At 35.8% G+C, this 15,266-nt stretch carries 15 protein-coding genes; 12 read left to right on the top strand and 3 right to left on the bottom strand.

Translation table 11 applies throughout. From position 1 onward, the window contains the following. Window positions 1–3 precede the first annotated feature (3 nt). The 8 genes from HCCG_RS01970 to HCCG_RS01940 all read left to right on the top strand — a co-directional run bounded on the left by HCCG_RS01970 (window position 4) and on the right by HCCG_RS01940 (window position 4,854). A complete protein-coding gene (locus tag HCCG_RS01970) occupies window positions 4–1,062 on the top strand; it encodes an ArdC-like ssDNA-binding domain-containing protein (protein ID WP_002955709.1) in 1,059 nt (352 codons plus the stop codon). Next, the gene (locus HCCG_RS01965) at window positions 1,062–1,529 is read left to right on the top strand and encodes a single-stranded DNA-binding protein (RefSeq protein WP_002955708.1); all 468 of its coding nucleotides are present in this window, start codon (window positions 1,062–1,064) and stop codon (window positions 1,527–1,529) included. The genes HCCG_RS01970 and HCCG_RS01965 overlap by 1 nt, the downstream gene beginning before the upstream one ends. Window positions 1,530–1,658: 129 nt before the next feature. After that, complete coding sequence (locus HCCG_RS11890) at window positions 1,659–1,811, top strand: hypothetical protein (protein WP_015453826.1); 153 nt, start codon at window positions 1,659–1,661, stop codon at window positions 1,809–1,811. Between the two features lie 115 nt (window positions 1,812–1,926). Next, on the top strand, window positions 1,927–2,517 hold the full coding sequence (locus HCCG_RS01960) for a tyrosine-type recombinase/integrase (RefSeq protein WP_015453825.1): 591 nt from the start codon (window positions 1,927–1,929) through the stop codon (window positions 2,515–2,517). Window positions 2,518–2,701: 184 nt separating this feature from the next. Beyond that, window positions 2,702–2,950 (top strand): hypothetical protein, encoded by a 249-nt coding sequence (locus tag HCCG_RS01955; RefSeq protein ID WP_002955705.1) that lies wholly within the window; start codon window positions 2,702–2,704, stop codon window positions 2,948–2,950. A gap of 11 nt (window positions 2,951–2,961) precedes the next feature. Then, on the top strand, window positions 2,962–3,654 hold the full coding sequence (locus tag HCCG_RS01950) for a ParA family protein (protein ID WP_002955704.1): 693 nt from the start codon (window positions 2,962–2,964) through the stop codon (window positions 3,652–3,654). Beyond that, entirely contained in the window at window positions 3,641–4,489 is an 849-nt protein-coding gene (locus HCCG_RS01945) for a Fic family protein (protein ID WP_002955703.1), read from the top strand. Before HCCG_RS01950 ends, HCCG_RS01945 begins: the two co-directional genes overlap by 14 nt. Beyond that, window positions 4,486–4,854 (top strand): ribbon-helix-helix domain-containing protein, encoded by a 369-nt coding sequence (locus tag HCCG_RS01940; RefSeq protein WP_002955702.1) that lies wholly within the window; start codon window positions 4,486–4,488, stop codon window positions 4,852–4,854. Before HCCG_RS01945 ends, HCCG_RS01940 begins: the two co-directional genes overlap by 4 nt. A 9-nt stretch (window positions 4,855–4,863) precedes the next feature. Here the strand turns inward: HCCG_RS01940 and HCCG_RS01935 are convergent, their stop codons facing one another. Continuing rightward, window positions 4,864–6,717: a relaxase/mobilization nuclease domain-containing protein gene (locus HCCG_RS01935; RefSeq protein WP_015453824.1), complete on the bottom strand. Its 1,854-nt coding sequence runs from the start codon at window positions 6,715–6,717 to the stop codon at window positions 4,864–4,866. 942 nt (window positions 6,718–7,659) lie between these two features. Continuing rightward, window positions 7,660–8,115, bottom strand: coding sequence for a ferric iron uptake transcriptional regulator (fur, locus tag HCCG_RS01930; protein WP_002955698.1), 456 nt, complete (start codon window positions 8,113–8,115; stop codon window positions 7,660–7,662). Window positions 8,116–8,391: 276 nt separating this feature from the next. On the opposite strand from fur, the gene HCCG_RS12925 reads away from it, so the two are divergent. The 4 genes from HCCG_RS12925 (at window position 8,392) to carA (ending at window position 13,577) form a co-directional block, all read left to right on the top strand. Continuing rightward, on the top strand, window positions 8,392–9,774 hold the full coding sequence (locus HCCG_RS12925) for a methyl-accepting chemotaxis protein (RefSeq protein WP_002955696.1): 1,383 nt from the start codon (window positions 8,392–8,394) through the stop codon (window positions 9,772–9,774). Window positions 9,775–9,807: 33 nt separating this feature from the next. Next, the gene (locus HCCG_RS01920; protein ID WP_015453823.1) at window positions 9,808–11,820 is read left to right on the top strand and encodes a transglycosylase domain-containing protein; all 2,013 of its coding nucleotides are present in this window, start codon (window positions 9,808–9,810) and stop codon (window positions 11,818–11,820) included. A gap of 63 nt (window positions 11,821–11,883) precedes the next feature. Beyond that, entirely contained in the window at window positions 11,884–12,435 is a 552-nt protein-coding gene (locus HCCG_RS01915) for a DUF507 family protein (protein WP_002955694.1), read from the top strand. Then, on the top strand, window positions 12,432–13,577 hold the full coding sequence (carA, locus tag HCCG_RS01910; RefSeq protein ID WP_002955693.1) for a glutamine-hydrolyzing carbamoyl-phosphate synthase small subunit: 1,146 nt from the start codon (window positions 12,432–12,434) through the stop codon (window positions 13,575–13,577). The genes HCCG_RS01915 and carA overlap by 4 nt, the downstream gene beginning before the upstream one ends. Before the next feature lie 8 nt (window positions 13,578–13,585). Here carA and HCCG_RS01905 read toward each other — a convergent pair whose 3' ends face one another. After that, entirely contained in the window at window positions 13,586–14,995 is a 1,410-nt protein-coding gene (locus tag HCCG_RS01905) for a sodium-dependent transporter (protein ID WP_015453822.1), read from the bottom strand. Between the last annotated feature and the right edge of the window lie 271 nt (window positions 14,996–15,266).

Genomic DNA, 15,266 nt, shown 5'->3' with positions numbered 1-15,266 from the left:
AGTATGAGTGCAGTATATGAACAACAAAGAGAAGCTATCGCTACAAATGCGGTAGCAACAATCGCTAAAAGTATTAAGGAGCAGTATGCACCTTTTTTCAAACATCATAGTGCAGATTCCTTTCAAAGGGCGTATAATCCAAGCACAGGCAATAGCTTTGAGGGATTAAATTCTTTAATGCTAGATATTAAACAAGCAGAAAAGAAGTATCCAAGTAATGAGTGGATAAGCTTAAATGATGCAAAGTTTTTAGGAGCAAAACTTGAAGAGATTAATGCTATTAAAGAAAATTGGCAAGACAAGGCTGTGAAAATTCAGTATATTCAAAAGAACGAATACGTGAATGTGCTGAAAAAAGATGAGCAAGGCAACCCTATTCCATTGCTTGATAAGGATAATAATCAAAGAATAGGTAAGAATGGAGAGCCTTTGTATCAATTTGAGATGGTTACTCAAAAAGATGCAAAAGGTAATGCGGTTATCAATCCAAAAACCAATGAACCCTATCTCAAAATCAAAACCGAACTTGTGCCGCTTAAAGAGCCAAAATTGCAAACAGAGCTTATGTATAACATTGCAGAGTTTCCAAGCCTAGCTCAAAAACTTAATCAAGTCAAAGAGGTATGGAATAAAATGGCTAATGGCGAGCAGGTTAATGGCAATAATATTACAGGATTTAACAAGTTTAAAGAGCTTGATAAAGAAAAGGAGTTTTCTCACATATACAAGAATCTCAAAAATTATGAAGCAAAAGTTTCTAAAGTCATTTTGCAAGACATAGAATCAAGACTTAATCCTGTAACAGCAGAGCAGATTCAGCAATACTTTAAAGCACAGAATCTTAAAGTAGATTATCAAGTGCCTAAAGGGCTAAATGAAAGGCAAAAACAAGAAGTGCAAAATCTCATTGACAATGGTGCAATTAAACTAGATGTAAAACAACAAGAGAATGCAAAAGAAGCTAAAAACACAGAGCAAAAAGAAAGTAAGGCTCAAGAGCATACACAAGAGAAAGCTCAAGAAAAAACAAATAAACCAAAAAGCAAAGCAAGAGGCAGATAATGAATAATATCAGCATTAATGGACATCTCACAGCAGATGCCCAAATCAAATACATAGGCAGTAAAAACACACCTTGTGTGAGTTTTTTAATAGGAAAGAATAGAAGTTTTACCAATGAGCGTGGCAATATTGAAAAAAAGGCAATGTTTTTTGAAGTGATTGTTTATGGCAATTATGCTCAAAAACTTCACCCCAGCCTTAAAAAAGGCTCAAATGCTTTTATACAAGGCTCTCTTAATTGGGAATCTTGGGAAAAAGATGGGCAAAAGCATTCTAAAGTCAATATCATCGCTCAAAAAATCTATGTCTTTCAAAAATTAGAAAACAAAGACATACAAACACAGCCAACATATATGCAAAACTCTCAAGATTCTAACAATGATAGCAATACTTCTGTTAGCAATCAAATTGTTATTGATGGAGAAGAGTTTCTGCAACAAATGAATGATACACAAAATCAAAATTAGCTCATATTAAGATAGGAATCCCTATCTTAATTATAAGGGATTTAATGCGTGTGAATGGCGTATTTTGCCCCCACTCTCACTCTCTTTGCCGATATAATAACTCCAATACATTACACAAGGAGTTAAAAAATGAAACACTCACAACAAAAATCACAAACACTAAGTGAAAAAGAAATCATTACCCTTTTAGGAGAATTTTTTGTGCTTAAGGCTAAAACATATTCACAAAATTCTGTTGCAGATAAGTATAAATTGGCAATTTATCTTTCAATACTTTTTTAATCTCACAAAGCGATTAAAAATTTCAACCATTAATCAACATTATAGAATGATTAGTCTATTTTTGCGGTTTTTAGCACAAAAAGGCATTAACACAATAAATCTTAAAGGGATTCATATGAGTTTCTTAAAAGATAAGAAGCTCCCCTCATTTTTAAATGATTTTCAATATAAGCAATTCTTAAATGAAGTCAAAATGCTTGAAGAGAATACTCTCAAAGATAAGATTCACAAACTTGCCCTTTTGTTTGTAGCCTACACAGGCATACGCAGGAGAGAGTTAGGACATATTTGCAAGAATGATATACAAGAAAACGCCACGCAATATATCATTAAGATTAAAGGTAAATGCTCCCAAGAGCGTTTTGTATCTATTAAAAAGAGTTTTGTGGGGAATTTGTTAAATGATCTTTTGGAGCATAGGGAGAATATGGGGCTAAATCATCAATATGTATTTAGTTATAAGAAAGATAAACCCAATTTGCATATTCAAACCCCAATGAAACCCATTTTACAAAAAATCAAAGCGGTGCAGATAAGGGGTAATAATCTCCATTTATTGCGACACAGCTTTGCCTCATTTGTATATAGAGAATCTAGAGATATTCTTTTAACGCAAAAGGCACTAGGACACGCCTCGCTGAATAATACACAGATTTATGTGCATATGAATGAAGATGTGCATAATCAGGTATCTAATTTCTTTTAATATATTAATGCTATTGTATTGTTTTGTATTATATTGTTGCTTTATTAAATAATATTATTATATTTATTTTATGTTATTATATTATGTTAGATTATTTATAATATAACATAATATTTTTATTTAAATATATTATTATTAATAATAATATGTTATAATACATATAACATAACAAAAGGAATTTATTATGATAAACATAGATTTGCAAAATGATATTGCAGAAATCAAGCAGCCAACGAACAAAAAGGAGCTTTTCATTCTAGAATCTGAAATGATGTATATACTTGGCAATTACCTTAATGCAAAAGAAGAGTTTGAGAATAAAACTTTTGAGCCACAAGAAATAATGCAAATGCTCCAAACCAAAATCATAATGGCAAAGGCATTTTTTGCAGGAATTAAAGAATCGCAAGACAAGAAAACAGCAAACCAATAAAGGAGGAAGCAATGATAATTACCATAGCAAACCAAAAAGGCGGAAGTGGCAAAAGCACAATCGCTATTAATGCCGCCACAAAACTTTTAGAACAATCACAAAAAGTTTTATTACTTGATACAGATTCACAAAAAAATTGCGAGGGATTTACCAATATTAGAGAATCCCAAGAAAAACAGGATTTAAACCTGCCTTATTTTACTCTCTCTAATAGAAGTGGAGACATTACTCAAAGCTTAAAGCAAAGTGTGGAATTGTATGAATACATTGTGATTGACACAAAGGGTAGCGATTGTGTGGAGTGTAGAAAGGCTATGTTGTATGCGGATAAGCTTGTTATCCCAACAACCCCTAGCCAACTTGACTTTGATGTGCTATGTGAGTTTGTAGAGAGAGTAAAGGAAGTAAAGGATTTTAATAGCAACCTTGAAGTGTATGTCGTTATTAACAAGGTAAGTCCCAATCCCTTTTTAACAAAAGAGCTAGAAGACTTTAAAGAAGCCTTGCTTGATTTGTGTAAAGAAAGCTCTTTAGATGATATTCATATTTGTGAAAATATCATTTATGATAGAATCGCATATAAAAGGGCTATAAGTGAGGGCTTAGGCATTAATGAATATAATGATGAAAAAGCAAAAAGCGGATTTGAAGCAATGTTTAAAGAAGTGCTAGACACTTCAGGGGAAAAGAATGATAGCCTATAACACAAAATTCCTAGAGATAAAAAGTTTTATCTCAACGGAACAAAATGCCTTTTTACAATCCCTTACACAAGGGATTTGTATGCAAGAATTATTAGAATCAATGCGAGATGAAAAATCTATTATGCACAAGCTTTGCTTTGATTTTATCTACACTTCAGCAGTTATTGAGGGTAATACATACACAAGGGGCGAGGCACAAACGCTATTTGAAACACGCAAACCCATTAGCTCAAAAAGTATAGATGAAGCCAATATGCTTTTAAACATCAAATCTGCCCTTGAGTATGTTTTAGAGCAAAAATCGCCTATTACAAAGCATAGCATTAGAGAAATTCATCAAATCCTATCTCAAGGCTTGCTGCCTAAAAAAGCTCAAGGTGGAGTAAGAGATGTTGCTGTTACCATAGGCAATAGCGATTATATCCCTTTGCACAATCCCCAAGAGCTAGAAATGCAAATGGATAAAATGCTCCAATGTTACACGCAGATTCACAATCCTTTTGATAAGGCAATTTACATTCATAACAATATTGCTTATTTGCAATATTTTCAAGATTGTAATAAAAGATTGGCAAGAACCTTGCAGAATCTAAGCTTACTTAATGATGGATTGCCTTTCATCTCTTTTAATGCCTCAAGGGCAGAAACAGAAATAAAGGCTCAATACAAAGATTGTATGCTATGCTATTATGAAAAAGGAGAGACAAAGCCTTATGTAGATTTTTTTGTAGCAGAATATACAAAAACGCTTGAAAATATCCACGCTATTCAAAATATCCACAAACAAACCCTACCTAAAACGAATAAACCCAAACACAAAGGCAAAACACGATGAAATACAATAGAAAAAACAAACTTGAGCAGATAAGTCAGCTAGAAAACAACCAAGAAGCACAGGCAATGACTACAAACACGCAAGATAATGATTTTAAAAGCTCTTTTACAAACTCTGCACCCACAAAAACACAACCCCAAATAGAACAAAAAGTAGAGCAAAAACAAAGTGGTAAAAAGAGAATCTTTACTTTTTCTATCAATGAAGAACTAATGGGCGAAATTGATGAGTTTTTAAATGAGTTTGGAGAAAGGGGAGAATCTAAGAGTAGCTTTACAGAAGAAGCTTTAAGAGCATATCTAGCAGTCAAAAAGGCAAATATCAAAGATCGCTTACTTGATAAAATAAAAAAGCTTAATTCTTAATGCTTTTTCTTATAAAGAAAGGGGGCTTTTCTTGGTGTGAGAGACATCTTTATCTATCCCTTTACTTGCCCCTTGCTTATCTTGCTTTATTGCTTGATTAGAATCTTGCGTGAGAGCATTATTTGTAGGCTTTATATGTTCTTGTGAAGTCTTAGTTTGTATTTGCTCTTTAGCTCGTGCTACATTTTGTTTCTCACTTATAGTGGCAGAAGAAACAAGCTCTATGCCATATCGCTTTTGAAAACGCATAATGGCTTTAAGTGAAGATTCATAAAAATTTATTTTCTTATTCAATCTTACAGCAGCACGAGCAAAACTCATACTATCAAGCGTTCTATCTTGTTTTAACGATTCAAGTGCAGATAAAGAATCTTCAATTTGCTTTGGAAGTTTTTGCAAATGAATACGCATAAGCTCAATAATTTGTTTTTCAAGCATTGCTAAGTCATCTATGCTCTTTTGTTTCTTATCCCTTAAGCTTTGATTATCGCTAAAATCTATACTTGAGACAATGCCTTTATAAAAAATCAATTTTGAATAGCTAGAAGAAAGCTTAAAAACATTGCTTTTTTCATTAAAATTACTTAGCCCCTTTATGACCACCTCATTAACATTAGAAAACTTATTTTTAAGGCTATTCTCGCTCTTTGCAATAGCCTTTTGTGTATCTCTTAATTTTTGGCTTAATTCTACCGATAAATATTTCTCATATCCAACAAAAGACTTCACAAAAGCCTTTTGCTTCTCTTTCTCTTGAAAATTCTTTGAAAAGGTGTTGAAGTTAGCTTCCCAATCTAAAAAATGTCTCAATGCAGAATCTAAATCCGCAAGAGCTTTTTTCAATCTTTCTTGCTCTTTAGTATCTTCTAAGATTTGTGCTTGTAAAAGCTGCTGTTTTTGGTGTAACAATGTGGGATTTATGTTTTGCAGCATTAAAGATTCAATCTTTCTTTCTATATGACCAAGATAAATGCTTTTATTTTTGAGAGATTTAGTAACAGCGTTTAACTTTTGAGAATAGCCCTTGTGTCTATTTGAAAAGTCAAAAATTGCCCTTTTGTAGTTTGCCATAAAGTCAAGCTCTTTGTTTGAATCTTTGATTGCTTGGAGCTTCTCTAAAGTATCTATCTTAGAATCCAGCATATCTTGTCTAAAACGCTTATCAAATTTTACTTCATTTACATAATCAAGCTTCCCCCTTGAGTATGTAAAGAGATTGTATTTGAAATCCTCTCTTAGCTCTTCATAAAATTGAGCTATATCATTCTTGTTGCCAAAGTGAAGTTTCTTTTTTGTAAAAATATCAGTCTTGTTTAGAATGATATGAATATGAGGCTTGTTTTGATGAGAGTGGGGTATCATTACCCATTTGTAAGTAGGAAAATAACTCTGCATAGTTTGTCGTGCAGATTCAGTAAGTGTTTCAAGGACTGATTGAGAATGTGATTCATTCAAAGAGAAAACAAGATGCAGGGCTTCATTTGTGTTTGGATTTGATGAAAAGTCTTGCTCCCAATCTCGCATAATATCATTGACATTCACAAACTCTCCCAAATAATCAATCCCCACTTGGCTATCACTATGGCTAATCGTATATTCAAGGGCATTTTTTAAATGAGCCTTTTTCATATTGCTAATATTTTTAATGACAACATTTTTCTTTGCGAATGCGGAAGTAGATTGAGAAGAGAATAAAGGCTTACCTTGTCTTATGTTTGCAACAAAAAAGCTTTTAACCTTAGAGCGATAAATCTCTCGTGTTTTTCTAGCCCTTCTAAAAGAAACATACTCAAAGAGTTTGCTCTCTTTGTAAGGATATTCAGGCGGTAATTCAAGCATTACCCTTTGAAACTCATCTGCCATTTTTTGTCCCTTATAAAAGAATAAAAGACCCCAAAGACATTTTTAATTTTTGTCGCTCCAAAAACATTAGAGATTTTATAGATAAAAGGCAAAAGAAAAGCAAATAAAATCAAAAGAAGTAAAGTCAAAAAGGCAAAAAAGTGCAGGATAATCCTAAGAATGTGTATAAATACTCATTCTGTCCGCACAGGGCGGAGTTTCAAGTCAATTTATCAAAAAATGATAAATTTTAGGGATACAAAGCAAAAAGTTTCCAAGCTTCACAAGCAAACTTTGCAACCAAACAATAAGAGAAAAACAATTTTACTTTGAGTTATTGAAATGAACTTAAGAGCAAAAATATTTTCTCTTTAAAGCAATCTCTCACTCACTTCAAATCATCTTTGTTTTATCTTTGAAAGCTATTATCTTATATTCACTCTCAAAACAAAACTCATCTCTCACTTCAAGTCAAAATATTGATAACTTAGAATCTAAAATGCTTTTCACTCATCACACATAAGAAAATGAACTTGAAAGCAAATGCAAAGACATTAAAATTTATTTTTTGTCTTTTTTCACTTAAGAGCCTATCTCAAATTACAATCTCAATCTTTTAATCTAATTTTCTATTTTTGCTCTTTAACTTAGAATCTAAAACTTATTAACCTTAGAAGCAATATGAATTAAACTCTACTCTTTCCCTTATATATTATAATTAGAGGCGGTGGAAAATAAATTCCAAAAGTTTCAATAGCCTTTAAGAAAAGAGAGAGAAGCAAAGAGAACAAAGAGTTTGAAAATTTAAGGGATTGAAATGGGATGGATTTTAAGTTGTTTTAAGGAAAAGATTTTTAGAATGACGAGATACTTTTTAAATCTCCTAAAGCTTACAAATTGCTTAAAAATATAATTTTGATTAAAGTTTTGAAACAGAGCTTTGAATTTGGTTTGAATCTAGGCTCACAGCCCCTGACATTTTGAGCATTTAACAAAAAGTCGCATATCGTGGCTAATGAGCTTTGCACCAAATTGTTTGGCAATGTCAAGCTGCAAGCGTTCAATCTCATCATCAACAAACTCCACAATATCCCCACAAGTAAGGCAAATGATATGGTCGTGATGCTCCTTTGCGGCTATTTCATAGCGTCTGCCACTTTTATCTGCTTCAAGTGCGGTAATAAAATTTTCCTTTTCAAGAAAGCTTAAGATTCTATACACAGATGAGATACTTGCATTTTTATCCGTTGTTTTGATGATGTTTGTAATTTCTTCTGGGCTTAGGTGTGTGCCGCTTTTATATAAAACAGAGATGATTTCTTCGCGTTGCTTAGAGTTTTTCAAGCCATTTTTTTTAATAGAGCTTCGCAGTCGCTCAAGGATAGAATCTAATGTCTCTACGCGGTGATTGGCATTCATATCATTACTCCTTGATTGGTTTTGTCTCAAGATATTGTTTGATGAGATTCTTACTTTGCTTGGCATTATAGCAATAAAATGCGTAAAAATGCAAATGAGAAATCTTCTCATTAAATTTGATTGGGTGTATGTTTTGTTTCAAAATGTGCATTTTTTAACAAAATGATAAGCGAATGGGATTTTGAATCCATACTTATAAGAATTTGATATTAAATTTATGTGAAAAATGGCACAATACTTGCCGATTTTATTAAAAAACAAGCAAAGGAGCATTGAATGTTTGGTTCTAGCAAGGCATTACAGCGACAAATAATGGAGAAAGATGCACATATTGCACATCTTACAAAGAAGCTTGAGGTTTATGAGACACTCGTTGGATTTTCTCAAGTGGAGGCTATTATTGGACTTAAGGGGGGTGAGATCATCTATCAAAATGATGTCGCTAAGAAATTGGAGCGTATGGAGTGTCTCATTCCACAACTCAATGAAAGTGTGAGTAGTGTTAGCTGTGTCCGCCACGATTATAGCGTAGTAAGCACACGCGTAGAAGATGTGGTGTATTATTCTATCGTTCCACTTGATCATCTTACAAACAATACCACAGGCACTAATCTTTTTGAAGTCTATACAAAAAGCTTAAAAACAGGTGTAACCGAAACACAAACTTCATTGCAAAATGTCCTTACAGAATCAAATGGTGTGGCTGAATATTCTATCAAGGCAGTTGAATCTGCTGAAGATGGCTTGGGTATGAGCACACAAGCACTAGATCAAATTGAGATATTGTATGAAAAAATGCAAGTGGCTTCTGGGCTTGTAGATTCTCTCACACAAAGAAGTAATGAGATTACAAGTGTTATCTCGCTTATTGATGATATTGCCGAGCAAACAAACCTTTTAGCACTCAATGCCGCTATTGAAGCGGCTCGTGCTGGGGAGTACGGAAGAGGCTTTGCGGTTGTTGCTGATGAAGTAAGAAAACTTGCCGAAAAGACACAAAAAGCAACAAAAGAAATTGCCGTTGTGGTTAAATCAATGCAACAAGAGGCAAATGATATTCAAACAAGCACAGAAGAGACAAATGAAGCTACAAGCAATGTAAGAGAAGGGATAATGAAACTTCACGGCATTGTGAATAACCTAAAACTTGATAGTCTTATCACAAAACACAGCACATTTAATCTAAGTAACAGAATATTCTGCGTTTTAGCGAAGCTTGATCACATTGTATTTAAAAATAATCTTTACTCTTATATCTTTGGCTTGGCAGATAGCTTTAATTGTGTGGATCACCACAATTGCCGCTTGGGTAAATGGTATTTTGAAGGCGAAGGCAAGGCTGTATTTGCCAATACGCAAGGTTACAAGGCTCTTGATGCTTTCCATATGGGGGTGCATACAGAGGCGATTACATTAGCACAAACCTTTGCTGATGAGAAACAATCTTGCCCTAAAAAGCTTATTGATACTAAGATTCTAGCGATGGAGCAAAGCTCCGATGGCGTGATGAAAGCTATTGTGGATATGTATAATGAGAAACGCGAAGAAGTGCTAGGCGATATAAAACGCTTGGAGAGTGAAATGATACAAGCTGAACGCCATCGTGCTGCTTTGTCAGGCACAGAATCTTCTGTTGAGCCACAAGCACAAGAGGCTTAAGATTTTTAAGATTCCTAGAGAGTGTAGAAGTTGATGTGGCGTAGAGTTAGAGTTGGGGTTTTTGTCGTATCTATTGTATTGGGAGTGGGTATAGGTGCGTATCTTATCAAGCTTTTTTATGAGGTGGAAACTGAAGTAAGTAAGATTAAGGAATACCGCTTTGCCCTTGCTTCACAGATTGTTGATCGCAAAGATAGGTTGATTGCTAATATTTTCACTGATGAAAATTTTAGATTCTATGCTACATTTGATGAGATTCCCCCTCGTGTTATAGAATCTCTTCTTGCAGTGGAGGATACATTATTTTTTGAGCATATCGGCATTAATCCCGATGCGATTTCTCGTGCTATGCTAAAAAACATTAAAAGTATGCGTTATGTTGAGGGGGGAAGCACACTCACCCAGCAGCTTATTAAAAATATCGCTTTAAGTCCGGAAAAAACGCTTAAGAGAAAACTCACAGAAGCAATGCTTGCCATTCATATTGAGCGACATTTGAGTAAAGAGAAAATTTTGGAGCTTTATCTCAATCGCATTTCATTTGGGCACGGCTATCACGGCATTAAAACGGCGGCTTTGGGGTATTTTCACAAGACTTTGCACGAACTAAGTTTAAAAGAGATTTGTATGCTTGTGGGGCTACCAAAAGCCCCAAGCTTTTATGATCCCACAAAAAATAAAGATTATTCTATGTCAAGGGCGAATGATATTATTGATAGATTATATGACATTGGTTGGATTTCAAAAGAAGAACACGACAACGCCATAAATGAAGTGCCAGATGTGTATAATGAAACGCTCACGCAAAATGTCGCTCCTTATGTTGTTGATGAGGTGTTGCGTGAGTTGGGGCATATTGAGGATTTAAAAACGGGCGGATATTATATTAAGCTTAAAGTTGATTTGGATTATCAGTTAGCCGCACAAGAAGCAGTTGCGTATGGGTATGAAGAGATCAATAAACGCTTGAGAGAGCGATATCCTAAAATTTACAATGATGAAACAATGGACGAAAACGATACGCTTAATGGTGCAATGGTGGTTACAGACACGCACACGGGTGATATTTTGGCGATGGTTGGCGGGGTGAATTATGCTAAGCAAAAGTTTAATCGTGCCACACAAGCCAAAAGGCAAATTGGTAGCTCTGTAAAGCCTTTTATCTATCAAGCGGCTTTTGATAAGGGGGATTCTCCAGCGACCTTTATCCCTGATGTGCCGCGTAAATTTGCTACAAAAGGTGCGGCTGAAGCAGCGGCTGAAGGGACAAAAGAGACAGAATCTGAAGAGTGGCGACCGAGCAATTATTCAAGTAAGTTTAATGGATTTATGACGCTTAAAGATGCTTTGCGGACTTCAAGCAATCTCGCTACGATTAATCTTGTGGATCAAAATCTTGGCTTTGGCAAACTCTATCAAGCCTTAAAACGCGATGGTTTTGACGATCTGCCTGAAAATATGTCTATTGTGCTTGGGAGCTTTGAGCTATCTTTGGTTGAAGTGGCGGAGCAGTATTCAATGTTTTCAAACTATGGCACGATTTTAAAGCCCACGCTTATAGAATCTGTGATTAATAAAAGCGGAGAGAGTATTTATAGCTCTCCTACGCAATCTCGCCATATCACTACCGCACAGCAAGCATTTTTGACTATTGACATTTTGCGTGATGTAGTTAATCGTGGCACAGGCTTTAGAGCGAGAATCAAAGGCATTGAAGTTGCTGGGAAAACCGGCACTTCAAATCGTAATATTGATGGGTGGTTTTGTGGATTTACCCCCGATGTTCAAGCTATTGTGTGGTATGGACGCGATGATAATACGCCTATTGGTCCAACAGAATCTGGTGGTATTGTCTCTCCTCCAGCTTTTGCTTACTTTTTCTCTAAAGTGCTGACATTTGATCCGGGCATTTCAAGGAAGTTTAAAGTGCCAGAAGGGGTAAAGCTAAAAACCCTTGATTATGGGGATTTTTACTATACTGAAAACTCTCCATTACCAAGTAAAAAGCCAATGGCGGTTGATATTGAAGAAGAGCTTTTGTTTTAGGGATTAAATCCATTTTTTACCTAAAACTAGCTACAATACTTTAAAAATTACAAAGGATTCTATATGAGATTAAAATTACAGCACGCTCCTTATATCGCAAATAAAATCAGTATTGACTTAGGCAATTCTCCCCATATTAAACCTTTAGCACCTATTGCCAATATCGCTCAAGTAGCCCTTGAATGCTTGCAGGAGAATATCCAAAAAGAACTCGCCATTGATGAAAAGGTGCGTGAGATTCTAGAAGAGCGAAGTGATGAGATTGAAGATTTTCATATGGACGAGCGTGAGCTTTTTAGAATGTGTAAGCGTCAAGTGGCAAAAGAGAGAAACTTCTATCTTTCGTGGGAGGATAGGTGCAGTGATGTCTCGCATAAGATTCTATCCACTTTAGAATCTAAGGGCTTAATTGCATTTAGCGTATCAGAAACCATTATAAAAAATATCATTTTTAAAGCCATCAATGACTATTCCAGAATCTATGATAAGGCTGAAGATGCCGTATTTGAAAGGCTTAAAAAATACAAGCGAAAGCTTACCTATGGCACGGAAGAATATGAGATTGTCTTTAGCAAACTCTATGAAGAAGAGTTGCGTAAGAAAGGGCTTTTATGAGTGAGCTAAAAGATGTGAGCTTATATTTTGCTAATGGCTTAAGTCTCAAGGCAAAGAGTTTTGGGGCAGAGGGCACATTTGTAGGCGAAGTGGTGTTTAACACTTCAATGACAGGCTATCAAGAGATCATCACCGATCCAAGCTATGCGGGGCAGTTTGTTATCTTTAGTATGCCAGAGATAGGCATTGTAGGCGTGAATGAATATGATAATGAATCTAAAAGTGCATCGTGTGTTGGTATGATTGTATCTTCATATAATGATTATGTCTCAAACTTCCGTGCTCAAGGGAGTTTAGCGGATTTTTTAAAATCACGCAATATTATGGGGATTTGCAATGTTGATACGCGTGGGCTTATCAAGCTTCTTACAAAACAAGGGGCGATGAATATGATAGCTTCCACGCAAATGAGTCAGATTGATGAGTTGCGTGAAGCCCTAGAATCCGTTCCAAATATAAGTCAAATTAATTTTATAGAGCAGGTTTCTACCAAAACGCCCTATACGCACACGGATTCTGTATTTGATTTTGCGAGTTTTGCTTATGTCAAACCAAAAGAGCCTAAGGCAAAGGTCATCGCCATTGATTTTGGTGCAAAAGCTAATATTTTAAACGAGCTTACATCTGTGGGCTTGGAAGTAGAGGTAATGCCTCATACTTTTAAGGCAGATGAGATTGTAGCTCGTTTTCAAAAGGACGAGATTCAAGGTGTGTTTTTATCTAATGGTCCGGGCGATCCACTTGTGCTATGCAATGAAGTGGAGCAGATAAAGTTACTCATAGAAGCAAATATCCCCATTTTTGGTATCTGCCTTGGACATCAGCTTTTATCTATTGCACACGGCTATCCTACGCATAAGCTAAAGTTTGGACATCACGGCGGCAATCACCCTATTAAGAATCTTCAAAGTGGAGCAGTAGAAATCACCGCTCAAAATCACAACTATTGTGTGCCAGAATCTATCAGTGAAATCGCTACAATCACGCATAGGAATTTATTTGATAATACCATTGAGGGTGTGCGGTATAAGAATAAGCCTATTTTCTCCGTTCAGCATCACCCAGAGGCAAGTCCGGGTCCAAAGGAAGCAAGAATCTTATTCCAAGATTTTGCAACTCTCTGTCTGAAGCCACAAAGTTGAGAGAGATTCTAAGCGAGTAAGCTATTAATAAAGCCCACAATATCAAAATACTTTGAAGCCAAGACAATAAGAATAATCGCAGGTGCGATAATGCGAAGTATCCACAGCCACCCTACAAAAAGCCATTGTGGCAGATAAGGCGTCCAAGTCCGTAAGTGATTTGCTCTTATCTTCCAGCCCACAAAGGTTAAAATAATAAGCATACCCACAGGCATTAAAAATGAAGAAGTGATAGAATCTAGCACACCAAAGAGTGGTTGCCCAAAGATTAAGGGTAGCTCCATTTCCGCATTTGCCCAAAGAATGACCAAAAAGCCAAGCACTAAAATCGCTAGGCTTAGGATAAAAGTTGCTTTGATTTGTGAAAAATGACATTTATCACGCAGGATACTCACGCCGGGTTCAAGCATAGACACCGTTGAAGTAATCCCAGCAAACAGCACCGCGATAAAAAAGAACATACTGATAACAGCTCCACTGCCACCTAATGCATTAAACGCTAAAGGCAGGGACTTAAACAACAGCCCAACACCATCGCTTGGCACACCTTTAAAATGATAGATAAAGGTAAAAATCATAAGCCCAGCAACGAGTGAGACGACAATCCCGCTTACCACCACCCATACAGAGCTTTGAAATAGATTTTCATTCTGCTTCGCACTTGCCGCATACACAGCAATCGTCCCCACACCAAGTGAGAGTGAGAAAAAGACTTGCCCTAGAGATTCTATAATCGTTTTTGTGGTGATATTGCTTGGCTCAAAGTGAAACATAAACGCCCACGCCTTGCTAAATTCCGGTAGATTCATCGCATAGACTAAAAGCCCAACAAAAATAATAAACAAAAGCGGCATAAGGATAAGATTGAGACTTTCAATCCCGCGTTTCACCCCAAAGCCCACGATAATACCCGTAATCGCAATAACCCCAAAAAAGCACACACTTTGCCACAAAAGGGAACGCGAGGTAATCTCATTAAATATCACATCAGCTTCATTAATGTTAGTTGGCAGATGAAAGCTCACATAAAAGAGATAATACATAATCCAGCCCATAACAACCGCATAAAAGCTAAGAATAAGCGGTGCGGCAATGGTAGAAAAGCCAAGCCACATAAGTGAAGAGCCAGACTTAGAATCTGTGGTATTGTGATCTTGTGTGGGTGTGTTTGGTGGAAGTTTATTAAGATTATTAAGGATAGTAAAATTATCCAAAGGATTGCTTCTGGCCTTATTGCCAAGGAGCATTTCCGCCATCAGCATAGACGCACCAATGAGAATGGCTAAGATAAGATAAAAGATAACAAACGCTCCACCGCCATTTTCCCCCGCCATATAGGGAAACCGCCAAATATGTCCCAAGCCTATGGAGCTACCCAAAGTCGCCAAAACAAAGCCGATTTTGCTGAAGTTATTCATCTATTTCCTTTTAAATACGTCATTTTTTTACACAGCATTCTAGCTAAATTTAAGAATCTTACAAGACTTTGTAGAAAAATAACAGGATTTTTGTTTGTGTGGATTATATACTTTGGCAAAGCCCTAGTAATGACATAAGATAGACAAACTTTGATACAACAAGTAAAAGCATTAGAGTGATACAAATCCCCTTAAATCGGGTCCCACTAAAACATAAAAGAACAACAGCCCTTTATGGCAAGTGTTGCAATCCCCTCACAAATCGGGTCCC

This window comes from Helicobacter cinaedi CCUG 18818 = ATCC BAA-847 (assembly GCF_000155475.1).
Lineage (GTDB): Bacteria > Campylobacterota > Campylobacteria > Campylobacterales > Helicobacteraceae > Helicobacter_C > Helicobacter_C cinaedi.
The sequence above is the reverse complement of the archived record's forward strand: the minus strand, read 5'-3'. Positions and strand labels throughout refer to the sequence as shown.